The organism is Stenotrophomonas sp. Steno-Z1 (genome assembly GCF_056393175.1).
Genome location: NZ_JBWJPB010000004.1, coordinates 170,860 through 186,882, shown reverse-complemented (window position 1 = coordinate 186,882; position 16,023 = coordinate 170,860). Strand labels below are relative to the sequence as shown.

The window sequence follows — 16,023 nt, the reverse complement described above, 5'->3', positions numbered from 1 at the left end:
CGTCACCGCCCAGTTCGCGTGCAGGAGTGGGGTACGCCCCTGCAGGGGGAGAAGGTGACCGATGTCCACTACCAAGGCGATTGACTGGACGTGGCGGTCAAGATGTCTCGTCGGTCTGATGGGTGCGGCGATGCTCGCCTCCGCTCGGGGACAGACGGCGTTCGTACATGAAGGAGCAACGATGACTGTTGAATCAAGCGGGGATTCTGCCAACGAACTGGATTCCCTCCAGCACGGCATTATTCCGATCAGCGCCTTCGCCGCGGCCGGCAACATGGCGGGCCTGCGGGAGGCGTTGAATCAAGGCCTGGATGCGGGCGTGAGCCTGGCTGAAGCGCGGGAGATCCTCGTGCAGGTCTATCCCTATGCGGGCTTTCCGCGCAGCCTGAACGCGTTGAGCGAACTGATGCAGGTGGCGGAGTCGCGCAGGCGGCGGGGCATCCTGGATGAAGCCGGCCGCGAGCCCGGCAGGCCGATCCCCAAAGGCGACGCCTTGCTCGCTGCAGGCACCGCGAATCAGACCCGGCTGGCTGGCGGTCCGGTGTCAGGGCCGTTGTTCGATTTCGCACCGCAGGCAAATGAATATCTGCGTACGCACCTGTTCGGCGACATCTTCGAGCGCGACAACCTTGATTGGCAAAGCCGCGAGGTGGCCACCGTCAGCATGCTGGCTGCCCTGTCCGGCGTGGAACCTCAGTTGTACGCCCACATCGGTATCAGCATGAACATAGGGCTACGCCCGGAGCAGCTCTACACGCTGGCAGATGTGCTCGAAGCCCGCTTCGGCCGGGAGGCTGCGGAGCGTGTGCGTGTCGGCATTCAACGCCAGCGCGAGGCCCGGCAGCAATGATGTCCAGGAAGATCGCCTTGTCGAGTGGCACAGGCACATTGGAGGGTGGATTGAACAAGACGATCATCGGAACGTTGATCGGCATGGCGGCATGCTCCTTCAGTGTTGGCGCGGAGGAGGCACAGATGACGAGGCTGTCAAAGATCACCGTCAGTGCAGAGCATCTGCCCGCCTATCGGGATGCCCTGGCTGAAGAGGTTCGCGCCTCGATGGACCTTGAGCCAGGCGTGCTGTCGCTGTATGCGGTCTTCGACAAGGAAGATCCGACCCGGCTGACAATCCTTGAAATCTATGCGAGTCGGCAGGCATACGAACAGCATGTGAAGAGTCCGCATTTCCTCAGGTACAAGAACGGCACGCTACATATGGTCACGTCGCTGGAGTTGGTTGATGTTGACCCTCTTCTGCCGGCGTTGAAGATCAAATAGTAGAGAACCTGGCTGCGCACGCGTGTGATACGCCAAAGACTCTCTTTCAATTGCGGCATTCCGCCGTCAGTACGTCGGCGCGGCAGTCCTGCATTGGCCGATCTGCTGAAAGTGATCGGAGTCCGCTGATGGCCGGAAGCGGTCACTCGGTGAGGGTCGTCGGCCGCGCCTTGGCGGTCGAGCGCAGCGTCGAGCAGCAACCGAGCATATACTCGCCTCCACCACGATCCAGCTTGGATTACAGCCCCATGCGTTTCACTGCAGCCGCCGGTTCTCTTGTCGTTTTACTGACCATGTCGTCCACCGTCTCGGTATCTGCGGCGGAAACTGACATATTCGGCATCAAGTTAGGGGCACAACTAACGCTGCCTGTTTGCGAACTATCCTCACCCGCTCCAGCTGCCCGCAGGAGCAACGTCGGATTGGGGGCGAGGGCGTTCAACAAGCTGACGGCCCCGCCGCCGGAGCCGCTGAAAGCCATGCCACCGGCAACAGGGTTGTGCGTCGCGCCCGGCACGACGAACATGGCCGTAGGCAATACCGAATTCGCGCCAGGCGAATACGGTTACCTGGTCTTCGCCACGACTGAGGCACCGGCGTGGGTTGCGCCGATCGGCATGTCGATCGGCGCGGGCGCAGGCGACGCTTTTTCCCTGGAAGGTGCGGGCGGCCTGGTGTTGCTGCGCAACGGGCGCGTGATCGCCCTGCGCTTCAATACCATGGGGTTCGAGGCCGAGCCGCGCGTGATGGAGCTGCTCAAGCGCAAGTTCGGTTCGCCCGGTTCGCAGAGGGCCGTGACCTGGAACAACGACCTGGGCGGCAGTCGCGATTCGATTTCCGCGCAATGGCGCAAGCCCGATTTCTTCGCGGATTATTCTTCGGTCGTGCAAACGCAGGCTATGCGAGCGCAAGGGCTCTCTGGCGGGATCGGGTTCCTCAACATCGGCAATGAGCTAGGGCGGCAAGTTTTGCAACCTGCTGCCAGCAAGGAAGCGGAATTCTAGGGAACCGACGACCTTGCGGGAGGCAGTGGTTGGATCCCGGCCAGCGCCTTGAGGCCTTGGGAGGAATGCCCTTGTAGGCGAAGGAGATGACCTGAGGATGTCCGCTTCTGGCCGGGAGCGGCCCCATGTTGTGCTTTGAGGGGGCCGCGGCTCCCGTCCCTCAGGCTTCGGTGTGCTCCGCCATCTCTAATGCATCCTCCACCTCGATCCCTAGATATCTCACTGTGCTCTCAAGCTTGGTGTGGCCAAGGAGTATCTGAACTGCGCAGGTTCGTTGTTCGGCGGTAGATCAGTGATGCCTTGGTCCTACGCATGCTGTGAGTTCCGTGGCTATGGCGGTGGAGTCCGATAGCTGTGGCCCATGTCGCGACAATGCGCGCGTACTGGCGTGTGGAGAGGTGACCATCACCCTGTCCAGGGAACAGGTAGGATGCTAGCCCTAGCTGAGCTCGATGGGACCATTCGGCCAGGGCGGACCTCGTCAACTCCGTCATCTCGAATTGCACTGGTCTGCCTGTCTTGCGCTGCAGCACGGTGGCCCTCGTGGCAATGGTCAAGCCATGAGATACATCTCGCAGCCGTAGGCTGACCAGATCACACCCTCTCAGTTTTGAGTCGATCGCTAGGTTGAACATCGCCAGATCACGAATGCGACCGGTAAGTTGTAGGCGCACGCTAATCGACCAGATTTCACTGAGTTTGAGAGGTGCCTTTGGGCCGACCAGCTTTCCTTTGTTCCACGGTCTGAAATGAGATGGCATAGGAGGATCCAAGTTCAGAGTCTGTACCGGGCCTGCCTTCATGATCTTTGCTGAGGTGGGTCATTCCCGGCCGCCAACGCCGCGCCAAAGTTAAGAAGGACCGGGAGCTCAATGGCTACCTGGCCCCTCAAATGTCAGTCAGTCTTCCGACTTACGGAGCTGAGCAATGGCTGGAGGCACCTGCCCAAGCCACCAGCGTGGGTCGGCGCTTCCATCGCTGACGGTGCCGTCCCGCTGCACGTAGTGACGTACATCGCGACCGGCTTCGCTCAGCTCACCTGCCAGTACGCGCTCAAGCCACTCCGCGCCATAGCGGAAGATTTCAGCGGCGACGCCACCCAACGGATGGAACTCGTTTTCGTATACGCGCAGCTCCTTCGGTGCGCGGATGCGCTCGAAGTTGGCGATCGCGTCGGCCAGCGGTGTCAGTTCGTCGAACTCGCCTATGCCCACCAGCACCGGGCAGTGGATCCCGGCGACCTGGTTGGCCAGCGGCATGCGCTCGGCCAGTTCGCGGCCGAACGTGGCCGCGTCGGTATGGCCGGACATGTACATGTAGTTGGTCTTGAAGGTGGGCTGGGCCCGCTCGAAGATCGTGGCGAAGTCGCCGGTGACACCCTCGAAGCTGGCCAATGCCTTCAAGCGAGGCTCGCAGGTGGCTGCGCGATGACCCCAGTAGCCGCTCATGCTGATGCCAAACATCGCGATGCGGTCTGCGTCCACTTCCGGCAGCGAGGCCAAGTAGTCGATGTAGGCACTGATGGCGCGCTCATAGTTGTCCAGCGTCACCACCAGGCCATTGGCGCGGGTCTCACCTTGGCCCGGTCCTTCGATGGACAGCGCGACCACGCCACGGGAGGTGTAGTAGCGATCGGCGGCGTAGATGTAGTCCTCTTTGATCATGTCCATCCCCGGGCCGAGGATGACTGCAGACGCGCCTTGGACCGGGCCAACGGGCAGGTGCAGCAGGGCGTACAGCGTCTTGCCCTCGAACGGAATCTCGACGCGGCGCACGCGACCCTGGCGCAGCGCGCCGATGCGGGCGACGGCATGGTTGGCATGCTCGCGGAAAGCGTGTTTGCGCGGATCTGCGGCGTCGAAGATGGAGTACTGCGCGCGACCCCACATGACCGCGGCACGCACGTACAGGTCGGCCGCCGTCTGCGCGTGGCCATCACGGTCGTAATGCGCTGCCTTGCGCTCGATCTCGCCGGCCACCGTGGCCCAGGCCTTGGGCAGCATGGCGCCGCTCTTCACCAGGGAAAACACCCGGTCGAAGTCGGCAGGGTCGTGGCCCAGCTGGACCAGGGTTGCCTTCGCTTCGGGATGCAGGGCGTCGAACCCGCCTTGGGCCAGGGCGATATCCAGCACCCAGCTTTGTGCTTCGGAACGTGAACTCATTGCGGTGTCTCCAGGAAAGGACGGAAGCGCGATGGCCATTCGCTAAGTACTAAACTAAATTCCGTGCGCTATCCTGTCAAACCCTGCCCAGCCCTTGGTCTGTCATGGTTCATGCTGTCCCGCCTGCCGAACGCCCGGCGTTCGCCGCCCTTGCCCGTGCGGCCTACCAGCTCAGCGCGGCCGACGCGCGCCTGCGCGGCCGTGCCACGCGAGAGGCCGGTGCGCTGTCGATGACGCACGCCCGGGTTCTGAAACTGCTGGACGAGCGCGGGCCCCTGTCGGTGACGGCGTTGGCGGAGGGCACTGAAACCTCCACCGCAGCCGTGACCCAGCTGCTGAAGGGGCTGGTGGCGGCCGGGTACGTGGACAAGCAGGAGGCGGCCGACGACCGCCGCAAGGTGCGGGTGAAGCTGACGCCCGCCGGTCGAGCGCGGCACCGGCAGCGTGAAGCGAACATCCAGCAGTGGATGCAGCAGGCGCTGGCGCAGTACTCCGACGCCGATCTGTCGGCGGCCACGCAGATCCTGGGCCAGCTGGGCGCACTCTACGACGCGCTGTAGGCCGCGCGCCGGGCTTTACAACATCGCGTCCATATTTATAATCGACCGGATGGTTAAATATGGAGTCGGTCGATGGGTCGCCGCAAAAGCATTGATCCGCAGCACGTCCTGGATGCCGCCGAGCGCGTGGTCGCCCAGGTGGGGGCAGCGCGGCTGACCTTGGATGCGGTGTCCGCCGAAGCCGGGGTCAGCAAGGCCTCGGTGGTCTATGACTTCCAGTCCAAAGCCGGTCTGATCCAGGCGGTGGTTGAACGTGCGGTCGCCCGCGACAACGCCTTCAACCGTGAGGCGGCCAAGGGCTTCGAGCAGGATGCGGTGCTGCGTGGGCGACTTGCTGCGGCCGAGCAACCCTTTCCCGAAGCATTCCAGCCGGTGGCCCTTGCGCTGTGCGCGGCCATGGCGCAGGACCCGCAGTTGCGCGCGCCCATCCAGCAGAACCAGGCGCAGATCCTGGCCGAGATCCAGCAGCAAGCCACGCACCCGCGCAGCGCGTTGCTGGCCTACCTCGCGCTGGAAGGCATGAAACTGCTGGAGTCGCTGGACTACGTGCAGTGGCCGTCCGCGCAGCGGCAGCAGCTGCTGCAGGACATTGGCGCGTTGATCGACACGCCGCCGCGCTGAATCCGTTCTCTCCCCCGAGGTAACCCTGATGAGTTCTTCCACCCTCTTCCTGACCGGAGGAAGCGGCTACGTGGGCCGCAATCTGATTCGCCGCCTGTGTGCAGACGGCCACCACGTACGTGCGCTGGTGCGCAGCCCCCACGCCGCGGCAGTTGTAGAGGCGCTGGGCGCCCAACCAGTACAGGGTGATCTGCTCGACCCGGGCATCGCTGTGGCGATGCAAGGCTGCACGGCGCTGATCCACGCAGCCGCCGACACCGACCACCGCAATGCCTCGCCCAGCCAGTGGCAGACCAATGTGGAGGGCACCCGCAACGTGCTGACCGCTGCCCGTGCTGCGGGTGTGCCGGTGGCGGTCGTGCTGAGCAGCGAATCGGCGCTGACCCGCGGTGCGCCCCTGCATCAGGCGCGCGAAGACCATCCCTACCCGTCGCGCGCAGCAGGCATCTACGGTGCCAGCAAGGCTGAAGCGGAACGGGTAGCGCTGGCGCTATCCACGCCACAGTTCGCGGTGAAGGTGCTGCGACCGCGCTTCGTCTGGGGCCGCGACAACACCACCGCGATGCCATACCTGCTGCAGGCCGTACGCAGTGGGCGCTTTGCGTGGATCGATGGCGGGCACTACCTCACCTCGTCCACGCACGTGGACAACCTGGCCGAAGCGGTCAGCTGCGCGCTGACCCGTGGCGCTGGCGCACGCATCTACCACGTCTGCGATGGTGCGCCGGTGGCATTCCGGCGCCTGATTGGTGCCCAATTGCAGGCCCATGGCGTACAGCCGCCAGACAAACAGGTTCCCCGCGCGTTGCTGCGCGTGTTCATCGGATTGGACGACCTGTTCCGCAGGCTGCGACTGCCTCTGCGTGCGCCCATGACTCGCCAGGAATTTGCGTCCTCTGCCGTGGAAGTGACACTGGACGACAGCCGTGCCCGCAGCGAACTGGGCTATCGGCCGGTGGTTACGCTGGACGCCGGGATCGCGATGCTCAAGCGCCACGTGGCCGAGCAAGGCTGATGGTCACCGAGCGGTAGGCGGAAGAGCCTCGCGCGGTGCGTGGCCGAACAGCCGACTGAACTCGCGGCTGAACTGGGAAGGGCTCTCGTAGCCCACGGCGAACGCGGTGGCGGAGATGCTGGTGCCGCCCCGCTGCAGCAGGCGGCGTGCCTCGATCAGGCGCAGCTGCTTCTGGTACTGCAGCGGTGACAGACCCGTTGCCGTACGGAAATGCCGATAGAACAGTGCGCTGCCCATGCCTGCACGGCTGGCCAGCGCTGCTGCATCGAGTGGTTGCCTGAAGCTGCGTTGCAGGTGGCCAATGGCGCTCGCCATACGGCGTGCCAAGGGGGAGGGCTGGGCCATCGCCAGCAGCGCCGGCCCTGCTTCACCCTGCAACAGGCGAAACAGCAGCTCGTGCTGCAGTCCGGGCCACAGCAGCCGCTGGGCGTCGGGCGTATCGAGGGCCAGCGCCAGTAGACGCTGCAGACACTTCAGTACCGGCCAATCCAGTGCAACCACACTGAACGGCGCAGGATGCGGGGCCTCGCCTGCAGGTGGGCTGCCCAACTGGCCAAGCAACTGCCGCAGGACGCCCGTATCCAGCTCCACCACCAGCCCCAGGAACGGCGTGTGGTGGTCGCCACGGGACACCATCCCGCGAGCGGGAACCGGCTGGCGGGTAAGCAATGCATTGCCGGCGCGGTACTCCAGTACCGCATCGTCTACCCATACCTGCTTGGCCCCCTGCAGCACCGCTCCCACCGCGGGGCGGTACAGGGCCGGGGCCGGCACGCGTGTAGACCCTGTACGCGCCAGCCAGGCACCAGGCAGAAGTTCCAGCAGCGGCGACTCATCTGCACTGCGTGCGCGCAGCACCGCCTGTGCCTGCAGTGCCAATGCACGCAACGTGGCCTGGTGATCTTCGATGGCAGGGAAATCGGGCAAGGATCGTACGCGATTGGGCAAGTGCAGGCGGAACCGTGGGTGCAGCATGTCATGCCCCGGTTCGCGAGACAAAGCCACGATGGACAACGTACACACACCCCGCACGATCGCCCTGGTTACCGGCGGCAGCCGTGGCATTGGCCGCAGCATTGCCCTCCACTTGGCCAGGCAGGGCAGCGATGTGATGATCACCTACCAGCATCAGCAGGTGCAGGCCGCCGAGACCCTACGCCAGATTGAAGCCTGTGGCGTGCGCGCCGCGATGTTGCCGCTGGATCTGGACGCCATTGGATCGCTGGAGACCTTCGCGGCGGCTGTGCGGGCGCAACTGCAGCGCTGGGATGCATCCCACTTCCACCAGTTGGTGAACAATGCAGGGCTGCACGCACCATCAGCGTTTGGTGAGATCCGTGGCGATGACATTGATCTGCTGTACCGCGTGCACTTCAAGGCGCCACTCCTGCTGACCCAGTTGCTGGCGCCTCAGCTGGCCGATGGCGGCGCCATCATCAACATCTCCACCAGCCTGACCCGGCATGTGGCTGCGGGCAGCTTGGCGTACGCGGCCATGAAGAGCGCGCTGGAAACCGCGACCCGCTATCTCGCGCTGGAGCTGGGGCCGAGGGGAATCGCGGTTAACTCCGTGGCCCCTGGCGCCACCGAGACCGACTTCTTCGGCGGTGCTGTGCGCGACGATGATGCTGTGAACCAGTACGTGGCACAGCACACGGCGATGGGACGCACCGGTCGCCCCGACGACATCGGCAAGGCCGTGACAATGCTGCTGGCGGGAAGTGGTCGTTGGATCACCGGTCAGCGCATTGAGGCCTCGGGGGGAATGCTCCTGTAGACGAGGTGGCCTGGAAATGTCCGCTTCTGGCCGGAAGCGGACGCGGACGAAATGGGCGTCAGAAGGAATCAATCGGCGCGCAGTGGTCTGCCTGGCCATCACTCTGACGCGGGTTCTGCACAGCGTTCGCTTACCACGGCACCCTCAATGAAGCTGTCGACCGCCGAGGCGGCAATGAGCATCACCAGCGGCAAGGCCGGTTGATTGTTTCCACCCTGTCCCAGTTGCGTCGGCGCAATGTTCCAATCTTTTGCCGTGGCGGCCTGGCTCAGCGGCAGGTAGTGGTGCTGCGATTGACCAGATCCGCGCTGGTCGGTGCGAACTGGAACACGCTGGTCGTCGCCTCGCCCGATGTCTTCGGTGGCGACCTGCCCAAGAGCAGCAGCGTGCCACCTGGCTGCGACACGATGCTGGTCGGCTGCCGGTGCGCGGGTGCATAGCGCGGGTAGGTCGATGCCGGCTGCGTGCGGTAGCGCTGTTCGAGGGCGGCCTGCAGTGCTGCATGGGCGTCGTCGCGGTAGGCGGTCATGAACATCATCGAGACCGGTGCGCCAGTCGCCTCCAGCGTCATCAGGCTGGCGAAGGTCATGGGCTGTCCGCCGATCGTGCAGATGCCGTCGCGCCGCATGATCATCGAGGCGGTCGTGGCAGGTTTGCAGGTGTCGCTTGGCATCTTCTCTTCCACGTCCCGTGGCAGCGCGCCGAACGCGGCAACGGCCTGCGCGCCGGCAAGCTCGGCATCGAGCGGGCACTCGGACAGCGTCGGGGCACCCACCGCGGCGGCGGTGGCGACGGTGCCGGTTCCCGTTCCGGCGGTATCGGCCGTGTCATCGGTGCTGGGGGTGCCGGGCACCAGGGAGTCGAGGAACTGCATCCCCATCTTCCTGGCGCTGCTGCAGTGCGCCGGCGCTGCCTCGACGGTCATCAGGATGTTGTCCCGGGTGCCGTGCACGATGCGGACCAGCGTACAGGTGCTGCCGGTGTCGAGCTGGCGGGTGATGGTGGGGTGGTCCCGATACGGCGCCCGGTCCAGCGAGGCGCCAGGCAATGCGCCGGCCGCCGCGAAGCCTTCGAAGTAGGTGCCGGCGAGCGCTGCATCGCGGTATTGGACACGGGTGGCGCCAAACTTCACGCCATCGCCCACGCAGCCGAGCACATCCGCCCGGACCACATTACCCGAGCCGGGCGTGGCGGTCAGATCGTTGAAGCGGCACGGCAGCCGCACCGAGAAGCTGCCGCCGCTGGAGGTCGCCTCCAGCCAGCCGTCCGGGCCGGGCGTGCCAGCACCGCTGCGATGCATCTTGATCTTCTCGGCGGCCGTGGCGCTGGCGGCGCAGGCGACCGCGATGAGACCGAGCAGGGCCGCAGCCCGTGCGGCACGGCGGCGGGGCGTGACCGGGGCTGGCATCGGGGGACGTGTGTCATCGGTGAAGTCATCCTGACGTGATCGAGGTGGGGCGAAGCAAGGCGGGAGACGATAGCGTGGCCCGGCGTGCGCCTCAATCGGTCGCGCCGTCCACGACTGGCGTGACTGGCTTATGATCGCCCCACTTCAACTCCCGCACCGGCATCATGGACCGATCCCGTACGCACCTTGCCGGCCTGGCGTCGCCGCGGGCATGGATGGCGATGCTCTTCCTGCTGTGCTGGGTCGTACCCGCGCTGGCGCAGACCGCGCGCAAGCCGTCTCCCTACGAACATCGCCAGGGCAGTGACGCGGCTCCCGCGCAGCCGAGCGAGGGGCCGGACTATCTCTCGCGGATCGACAGCCGCGCGCAGTTCATGCCGCTGGCCCGGGTCTACAATGCCGGTACCGCGCTGGAGATGCCGCACTTGATCTTCGTGATCGACCGGCAGGATGCCGCGCGGATCTACTACATCAACACGCCGCGGTTCGCGCTGCACGAGCAGTTCGTGCGCCGCCAGCGGCTGGTGCGCAGCCTGGACAAAGCCACGCTCAACGCGCAGTACCGCGACCCGCAGCGGCGCTTCCTGTTTGGCACGCTCAGCTGGCAGCGCGACCTGCCGGGGTACACCTACGAGTTCTGGGAGGGCGACGTGCTGAGCGCGGCCCTGCTGCGGCAGACCGATGCGGTGGTGCGCGCGTCGTTCCGCGAGCCGATCCGGTTCAAGACCAACTCCACCCAGCACGAGCAGGTGGCCAGCGCCGTGGGGCTGGCCCACGTGAGCCAGGAGGCGCTGCTGCGCGAACAGCGTTTCCTGCCACTGAACACCGGTCGTGCCGAGGGGCGGCTGCGCATCGTGCGCTCGGAGGCGCAGCTGCGCACGCTGTCGCCGCGCGACATCCCGGTACTGGACGAGGTGCCCATCGCGCTGGCGCCGGTGGCCGGCCTGGTGACGCAGCGCCCGTCCACCCTGCTGTCGCACGTGAACCTGCTCGCCAAGGGCTGGGGCATTCCCAACGTGTATATCCGCGACGCGCAGGATGCCCTGCGCCAGTACGACGGACGCTGGGTGGCACTGGAGGTCACCCACAACGACTACCGGGTGACGCCGCTGACGCGCCCGGCCAGGACCCCATCCACCACGGCCCACCGCCCGGTGGCGGCCAACCTGCCGCGCCCGGACCTGAGCGTGGTCGCGATGAAGCCGCTGGCCGCCCTGCGCGCGCGCGACAGCAGCCACTGCGGCGTCAAGGCGGCCAACCTCGGCACGCTCAAGGCCGTGCTGCCGCCGGCCGCGCGCGTGCCGGATGGGTTCTGCGTACCGTTCTCGCACTACCAGGCGATGGTGCAGCGCCTGCAGGTGGCCGAGCGCCTGCGCGAACTGCAGCGTCGGCCGGGCTTCGGCACCGACCCGGACGTGCGGCGTGCCGCCTTGGCGGCATTGCGCACCGAGATCGCCACCGCCGTGCCCGATCCCGCCTTCGTGCGCACGCTGGAGGGCCAATGGCGCGGCCAACTGCAGGGTGGGGCGGTGTTCGTGCGCAGTTCGTCCAATTCCGAGGACCTGCCCGGCTTCAGCGGTGCCGGGCTGTACACCACCGTGCCCAACGTGACCCGCGCCGAGGCCGTGACCAAGGCCGTGCAGACGGTGTGGGCGTCGGTCTACAACTTCGAGGCGTACGAAGCACGCGCCGCGGCAGGCTTGCGCCAGGATGCGGTGGCCATGGCGGTGCTGGTGCAACGGGCTGCGCCGTCGGACAGCTCGGGCGTGATGATCACCCGCGATCCCTTCGACGCGGGCCGCCGCCACATCACCTACATCTCGGCCAAGCGCGGGCTTGGCATCCGCGTGGTGGAGGGCAAGCGCCAGGCCGAGCAGGTGATGTACTCGGCCTGGTCCAAGGCGGTGCAGGTGCTGAGCCGCTCGGCCGAAGACACCCAGCTGGTGGCCAGCGCCGCTGGTGGGGTGCGCGAGGTGCCCATCACAGGCTCCCGCCAGGTACTCACCGACGCGCTGATCGCGCGCCTGGCCAAGGTGGGCGCCGCCACCAAGCAGGCGCTGGGCGGCGTGGACCAGGACATCGAGTGGGCCGTGGTCGGCGATGAGGTGCTGATACTGCAGTCGCGGCCGTACGTGGACCGGAGCACGCGATAGCGGCGAGAACGTCTCGGGGGTCCATTCGATCCGTGACACGCACAGGGCAACGGAAGGCTGATCCTCGTTCAACGCATGGGCCGGCACCCTGTCTGCCGACCCACGTGTTTCCCCGCGGGGTATCCAGCTGTACCGCGTGCTGGCAGTCGCAGGCCTGCTCGCGCTGGCGTCGGTCACGGCGTTGCCGTGGCCACGGGTGACGCACGCCCTGCCGGAGCGCGCCGAACGCGCCGCGTTCCAGACGGCCGACGATGCGCTCCAGGCCGGGCTCGTGCGGACCTGCCTTGGGCATGGACCAGACCGGACGGAACGGACGCTTCGGGGCCACGCGATGCAACCGATGGTGTTCTTGGATACCACGTCGGTGCCGCTATGCGCGCTCGACCAGCCAGCGCCCTGCGATGCGAACGCGCTCCTGGCCGCGGACCGGGAGGGCGCGCTGGTGGATGCTGCGGACCACGAGACGCCGTTGCCATTGCAGCGTCTGCTTGATCGCATCACCGACAGCGGACCTGCAACCGCGCCCCGCGCATTCCGGGTCTGACAGTGATCGGTGCGCACGAGCAGGCGAGGTTTGCCGACGCGTGCGCAGCGACGTCAAGCAAACCGATGGCGCGCTGCCTGCGGTGCTGCCCGCGTTCCAGCCCCTGCACGACAGATGGACGATGCCCTCAGGAGGGGACGTCGGCCAGCATGTAGCGCGCCAGCTCTTCCGGGTGACCCAGCGGAAATGCCGCCTTGAGGACGTCGAGGAATGCGGTGACGCGTGCGCTCAACAGACGACGCGATGGATACAGCGCCCAGATCTCGATCGGCGGCGTCTTCGCGTCGCCCCATCGCGCCAGCACGCCGGCCTCCAGGTCGTTGGCGACCAGCGAAAGCGGCAGCAGCGCCGCGCCAACGCCCGTGCGCACCGCATCGCGGATCATGATCAACGAGCCCAGCCGCAGGATCGGGTCAATCTGCACCTGCCAATCGCCGGCGTCGGTCGTCAGTTGCCAGGCGGACTCGCTGGCGGAGGCGCGCGCGACCACCGGCACGACCTCGCCCGGCGAGGGGCGGCGCAGCCGCGGGCTGGCCACCGCGACCAGCCGATCGCGGATCAACACCCGGCCGATCAGGGTGTCGTCCGGGTCCGGGTTGACCCGGATCACCAGGTCGTAGCCTTCCTCCACCATGTTCACCGGGCGGTCTTCGGTGGTGATGTCGAGGCGGATGGCGGGATGACGCAGGGTGAATTCGGCGGCGAGTTTCCCCAGCGCCATCTGCGAGAACAACAGGGGAGCGCTGACCCGCAGCCTGCCTGTGGGCGACAGCCCGCCGGAAGCGATCGCGGTGGCGGCGTCGCCGAGTTCGGCCAGCAGGCCCTCGGTCCGTTCGAACAGCGCCCGCCCTTCCTGGGTCAGCCTGAGGACGTGGGTGCCGCGCTCGAACAGACGCACGCCCAGATCGCGCTCCAGCTCGGCGACGCGCCGGGACAGGGTGGCCTTGGGCCGATCGGCGGCCCGTGCCGCACGCCCGATACCGCCATGCCGGGCCACGAGGGTGAAGTCAGCCAGGGCGAGCAGGTCCATGTGTTCCACCAGTGAGACGGGTGGTCCAAATATACGGGCTATCGGCTCGAAAGTGGATCAACAACCATGGGGCCTCCCAACCCTGCAGGAGCAACACCATGACCATTCTCGTTACCGGCGCCACCGGCACCGTCGGCCGTCACGTGATCCATCACCTCATCGCGCGGGGCGCGACGGTGCGCGCTCTGGTTCGTCATCCGGACACGGCGCAGCTGCCCGACGCAGTGGAGCGGGTGCAGGGCGACCTGCTTGACGTCGATGCGCTGCGCGAGGCCTTCAAGGGCGTGTCGACCCTGTTCCTGCTCAATGCGGTGGTGGCCGATGAGTTCACCCAGGCGCTCATCACGCTCAACGTAGCGCGCGACGCCGGCGTGCAGCGGGTGGTGTACCTGTCGGTGATCCACGCCGACCGCTACGTGAACGTGCCGCATTTCGCCGGCAAGTTCGGGGTGGAACGCATGCTCGAACAGATGGGCTTCAGTGCCACGGTCCTGCGCCCGGCCTACTTCATGGACAACGACCTGACCATCAAGGACGTCGTGCTGGGCTACGGGGTGTATCCGATGCCGGTGGGCAGCAAGGGGTTGGCGATGATCGACGCAGCTGACATCGGCGAGATCGCGGCGCTTGAGCTGCTGTCACGGGACCAGGCGGTGCACGACAGCGCGCTGAGCCGCATCAACCTGGTCGGCCCGGATACGCTCACCGGGGTGGATATCGCCGGCATCTGGTCGGAGGTGCTGGGGCGCACGATCGCGTACGGTGGCGATGACACGGCGCCGTTCGAGCAGAACCTGCGCCGGTTCATGCCGGCCTGGATGGCCTACGACATGCGGCAGATGGCCGAGCGCTTCCTGAGTGACGGCATGGTGCCCGAGGCGGGCGACGTGGCGCGGCTGACCCAGCGGCTGGGCCGCCCGTTGCGCAGCTACCGTGACTTCGCCACGGCGGTGGCGGCAACGGCCTGACCGGCGCGCCACCCGCGCGCCTCAGCCCTTCGGCGGACGCTCGTAGTCCTCGGGCGTGGCGGTGTGTTCGGCCTCGGGCATGTCCTTGTCCTTCCACCTCGCCTCGTCATTGCGAAGTTTGTCGGGCGTGTGGGCCTTGTCCTGGTCGTCGACGTCGGCGCCGGGATTGAGGGGAAGCTTGGTCATGGCAGTGTCCATCGAGAGGCGTCCAGGCCACGTTGCGCGCCTCCCGGTGAGCACCGTGTCTGGGCCGGCTGCACATTCCCAGCACATGGCGGTCACCGCAGGGGGACGCCCTCACCGGTATGTGTAGGTCCTACGTTATGCAAGGACCTACCGATGCGCGCACTGACCTACCACGGCAGCAAGGACGTACGGGTGGACACCGTTCCCGACCCCACGCTGGCCGCGCCGGACGACCTGATCCTGCGCGTGACCGCGACCGCCATCTGCGGCTCGGACCTGCATCTGTACCGCGGCAAGATCCCCGATCTGCATACCGGCGATGTGCTCGGCCATGAATTCATGGGCGTGGTGGAGGAAGTGGGCAGCGGCGTGACCGACCTGCGCCCGGGTGATCGCGTGGTGGTGCCGTTCGTGATTGCCTGCGGCGAGTGCTTCCACTGCAAGTTGGCTGAACACGCGGCATGCGAGACCACCAACACCGGCAAGGGCGCGGCGCTGAACCAGAAAGGCATCCGCCCGCCGGCGGCGCTGTTCGGCTACAGCCATCTGTATGGCGGTGTGTCCGGCGGACAGGCCGAGTACGTGCGCGTGCCCAAGGCCAACGTGGGGCCGCTGCGCGTACCCGATGCGCTGCCGGACGAGCAGGTGCTGTTCCTGTCCGACATCCTGCCCACCGGCTACCAGGCCGCGATCAATGCCGGCATCAAGCCCGGGGCCACGGTGGCGATCTTCGGCGCCGGTCCGGTCGGATTGATGGCGGCGGCGTGCTGCCGCCTGCTGGGTGCCGAGACCATTTTCATGGTCGACCATCTCGCGTACCGGCTGGCGTTCGCGGCACAGACCTATGGCGTCACTCCGGTGGACTTCAGCAAGATCGAAGACCCGGCGCAGTACATCATCACCCAGACCAACGGGCGCGGCGTGGATGCCTCGATCGAGGCGGTAGGCTTTGAAGCCGAGGGCAGCGCGCTGGAGTCGGCGCTGACCACGCTGAAAGTGGAAGGCAGCAGCGGGGTGGCGATCCGCCAGTGCATCGCCGCGACCCGGCGCTGCGGCACGGTGAGCATTCCGGGCGTTTATGCGGGTTACCTGCACGGCTTCCTGCTCGGCGATGCGTTCGACAAGGGCCTCACCTTCAAGATGGGCCAGACCCACGTGCAGGGCCTGATGCCCGAGTTGCTGGATTACATCGGCGAAGGCGCGCTGGACCCGGGCGTGATCATCACCCATCGCCTGTCGCTGGAAGACGCCGTGCGCGGCTATGAGATCTTCGATCGCAAGGAGGAGGATTGCCGCAAGGTGATCCTCACGCCCTGA

17 protein-coding genes are annotated in these 16,023 nt (G+C 66.5%); 11 read left to right on the top strand and 6 right to left on the bottom strand.

Going from position 1 to position 16,023, the window contains the following annotated elements:
• Positions 1-181: 181 nt before the first annotated feature.
• The 3 genes from AC06FD_RS13275 to AC06FD_RS13265 all read left to right on the top strand — a co-directional run bounded on the left by AC06FD_RS13275 (position 182) and on the right by AC06FD_RS13265 (position 2,282).
• Positions 182-850, top strand: coding sequence for a carboxymuconolactone decarboxylase family protein (locus AC06FD_RS13275; RefSeq protein WP_478078069.1), 669 nt, complete (start codon positions 182-184; stop codon positions 848-850).
• A 50-nt stretch (positions 851-900) separates the two neighbouring features.
• Positions 901-1,278, top strand: coding sequence for a putative quinol monooxygenase (locus tag AC06FD_RS13270; RefSeq protein ID WP_478078068.1), 378 nt, complete (start codon positions 901-903; stop codon positions 1,276-1,278).
• 248 nt (positions 1,279-1,526) lie between these two features.
• Complete coding sequence (locus AC06FD_RS13265) at positions 1,527-2,282, top strand: hypothetical protein (RefSeq protein ID WP_449335094.1); 756 nt, start codon at positions 1,527-1,529, stop codon at positions 2,280-2,282.
• A 230-nt stretch (positions 2,283-2,512) separates the two neighbouring features.
• On the opposite strand, the gene AC06FD_RS13260 is transcribed toward AC06FD_RS13265, so the two are convergent.
• Both AC06FD_RS13260 and AC06FD_RS13255 read right to left on the bottom strand, forming a co-directional pair.
• The gene (locus AC06FD_RS13260) at positions 2,513-2,917 is read right to left on the bottom strand and encodes a tyrosine-type recombinase/integrase (RefSeq protein WP_478078133.1); all 405 of its coding nucleotides are present in this window, start codon (positions 2,915-2,917) and stop codon (positions 2,513-2,515) included.
• 264 nt (positions 2,918-3,181) lie between these two features.
• Entirely contained in the window at positions 3,182-4,444 is a 1,263-nt protein-coding gene (locus AC06FD_RS13255) for an alpha/beta hydrolase (protein WP_478078067.1), read from the bottom strand.
• A gap of 104 nt (positions 4,445-4,548) precedes the next feature.
• Between AC06FD_RS13255 and AC06FD_RS13250 the strand changes: the two genes are divergently transcribed.
• The 3 genes from AC06FD_RS13250 to AC06FD_RS13240 all read left to right on the top strand — a co-directional run bounded on the left by AC06FD_RS13250 (position 4,549) and on the right by AC06FD_RS13240 (position 6,640).
• Positions 4,549-5,004, top strand: a complete 456-nt coding sequence (locus AC06FD_RS13250) for a MarR family transcriptional regulator (protein ID WP_478078066.1) — start codon at positions 4,549-4,551, stop codon at positions 5,002-5,004.
• 72 nt (positions 5,005-5,076) lie between these two features.
• A complete protein-coding gene (locus AC06FD_RS13245; protein ID WP_478078065.1) occupies positions 5,077-5,625 on the top strand; it encodes a TetR/AcrR family transcriptional regulator in 549 nt (182 codons plus the stop codon).
• A 28-nt stretch (positions 5,626-5,653) separates the two neighbouring features.
• Positions 5,654-6,640: an NAD-dependent epimerase/dehydratase family protein gene (locus tag AC06FD_RS13240; protein ID WP_478078064.1), complete on the top strand. Its 987-nt coding sequence runs from the start codon at positions 5,654-5,656 to the stop codon at positions 6,638-6,640.
• Positions 6,641-6,643: 3 nt separating this feature from the next.
• Here AC06FD_RS13240 and AC06FD_RS13235 read toward each other — a convergent pair whose 3' ends face one another.
• A complete protein-coding gene (locus AC06FD_RS13235) occupies positions 6,644-7,567 on the bottom strand; it encodes an AraC family transcriptional regulator (RefSeq protein WP_478078063.1) in 924 nt (307 codons plus the stop codon).
• A 79-nt stretch (positions 7,568-7,646) separates the two neighbouring features.
• Between AC06FD_RS13235 and AC06FD_RS13230 the strand changes: the two genes are divergently transcribed.
• Positions 7,647-8,417: an SDR family NAD(P)-dependent oxidoreductase gene (locus AC06FD_RS13230; RefSeq protein ID WP_478078062.1), complete on the top strand. Its 771-nt coding sequence runs from the start codon at positions 7,647-7,649 to the stop codon at positions 8,415-8,417.
• A 268-nt stretch (positions 8,418-8,685) separates the two neighbouring features.
• Here the strand turns inward: AC06FD_RS13230 and AC06FD_RS13225 are convergent, their stop codons facing one another.
• Positions 8,686-9,825: a hypothetical protein gene (locus AC06FD_RS13225; RefSeq protein ID WP_478078061.1), complete on the bottom strand. Its 1,140-nt coding sequence runs from the start codon at positions 9,823-9,825 to the stop codon at positions 8,686-8,688.
• 164 nt (positions 9,826-9,989) lie between these two features.
• On the opposite strand from AC06FD_RS13225, the gene AC06FD_RS13220 reads away from it, so the two are divergent.
• Positions 9,990-11,978, top strand: coding sequence for a PEP/pyruvate-binding domain-containing protein (locus AC06FD_RS13220; protein ID WP_478078060.1), 1,989 nt, complete (start codon positions 9,990-9,992; stop codon positions 11,976-11,978).
• Positions 11,979-12,114: 136 nt separating this feature from the next.
• Positions 12,115-12,522: a hypothetical protein gene (locus AC06FD_RS13215; protein ID WP_478078059.1), complete on the top strand. Its 408-nt coding sequence runs from the start codon at positions 12,115-12,117 to the stop codon at positions 12,520-12,522.
• Positions 12,523-12,649: 127 nt separating this feature from the next.
• On the opposite strand, the gene AC06FD_RS13210 is transcribed toward AC06FD_RS13215, so the two are convergent.
• Complete coding sequence (locus tag AC06FD_RS13210; protein ID WP_478078058.1) at positions 12,650-13,552, bottom strand: LysR family transcriptional regulator; 903 nt, start codon at positions 13,550-13,552, stop codon at positions 12,650-12,652.
• 98 nt (positions 13,553-13,650) lie between these two features.
• Here AC06FD_RS13210 and AC06FD_RS13205 point away from each other — a divergent pair, with 98 nt between their 5' ends.
• A complete protein-coding gene (locus AC06FD_RS13205) occupies positions 13,651-14,520 on the top strand; it encodes an SDR family oxidoreductase (protein WP_478078057.1) in 870 nt (289 codons plus the stop codon).
• A gap of 21 nt (positions 14,521-14,541) precedes the next feature.
• Here the strand turns inward: AC06FD_RS13205 and AC06FD_RS13200 are convergent, their stop codons facing one another.
• Positions 14,542-14,706: a hypothetical protein gene (locus tag AC06FD_RS13200; RefSeq protein WP_394164053.1), complete on the bottom strand. Its 165-nt coding sequence runs from the start codon at positions 14,704-14,706 to the stop codon at positions 14,542-14,544.
• Between the two features lie 153 nt (positions 14,707-14,859).
• Between AC06FD_RS13200 and AC06FD_RS13195 the strand changes: the two genes are divergently transcribed.
• A complete protein-coding gene (locus tag AC06FD_RS13195) occupies positions 14,860-16,023 on the top strand; it encodes a zinc-dependent alcohol dehydrogenase (protein ID WP_259210099.1) in 1,164 nt (387 codons plus the stop codon).

What these genes read in the sequence shown, in the direction of transcription:
- AC06FD_RS13275 (WP_478078069.1), top strand. Translation starts at nt 182, where the DNA reads ATGACTGTTGAATCAAGCGGGGATTCTGCCAACGAACTGGATTCCCTC.
- AC06FD_RS13265 (WP_449335094.1), top strand. Translation starts at nt 1,527, where the DNA reads ATGCGTTTCACTGCAGCCGCCGGTTCTCTTGTCGTTTTACTGACCATG.
- AC06FD_RS13260 (WP_478078133.1), bottom strand. Translation starts at nt 2,917, where the DNA reads ATGTTCAACCTAGCGATCGACTCAAAACTGAGAGGGTGTGATCTGGTC.
- AC06FD_RS13255 (WP_478078067.1), bottom strand. Translation starts at nt 4,444, where the DNA reads ATGAGTTCACGTTCCGAAGCACAAAGCTGGGTGCTGGATATCGCCCTG.
- AC06FD_RS13250 (WP_478078066.1), top strand. Translation starts at nt 4,549, where the DNA reads ATGGTTCATGCTGTCCCGCCTGCCGAACGCCCGGCGTTCGCCGCCCTT.
- AC06FD_RS13245 (WP_478078065.1), top strand. Translation starts at nt 5,077, where the DNA reads ATGGGTCGCCGCAAAAGCATTGATCCGCAGCACGTCCTGGATGCCGCC.
- AC06FD_RS13240 (WP_478078064.1), top strand. Translation starts at nt 5,654, where the DNA reads ATGAGTTCTTCCACCCTCTTCCTGACCGGAGGAAGCGGCTACGTGGGC.
- AC06FD_RS13230 (WP_478078062.1), top strand. Translation starts at nt 7,647, where the DNA reads ATGGACAACGTACACACACCCCGCACGATCGCCCTGGTTACCGGCGGC.
- AC06FD_RS13225 (WP_478078061.1), bottom strand. Translation starts at nt 9,825, where the DNA reads ATGCCAGCCCCGGTCACGCCCCGCCGCCGTGCCGCACGGGCTGCGGCC.
- AC06FD_RS13220 (WP_478078060.1), top strand. Translation starts at nt 9,990, where the DNA reads ATGGACCGATCCCGTACGCACCTTGCCGGCCTGGCGTCGCCGCGGGCA.
- AC06FD_RS13210 (WP_478078058.1), bottom strand. Translation starts at nt 13,552, where the DNA reads ATGGACCTGCTCGCCCTGGCTGACTTCACCCTCGTGGCCCGGCATGGC.
- AC06FD_RS13205 (WP_478078057.1), top strand. Translation starts at nt 13,651, where the DNA reads ATGACCATTCTCGTTACCGGCGCCACCGGCACCGTCGGCCGTCACGTG.
- AC06FD_RS13200 (WP_394164053.1), bottom strand. Translation starts at nt 14,706, where the DNA reads ATGACCAAGCTTCCCCTCAATCCCGGCGCCGACGTCGACGACCAGGAC.
- AC06FD_RS13195 (WP_259210099.1), top strand. Translation starts at nt 14,860, where the DNA reads ATGCGCGCACTGACCTACCACGGCAGCAAGGACGTACGGGTGGACACC.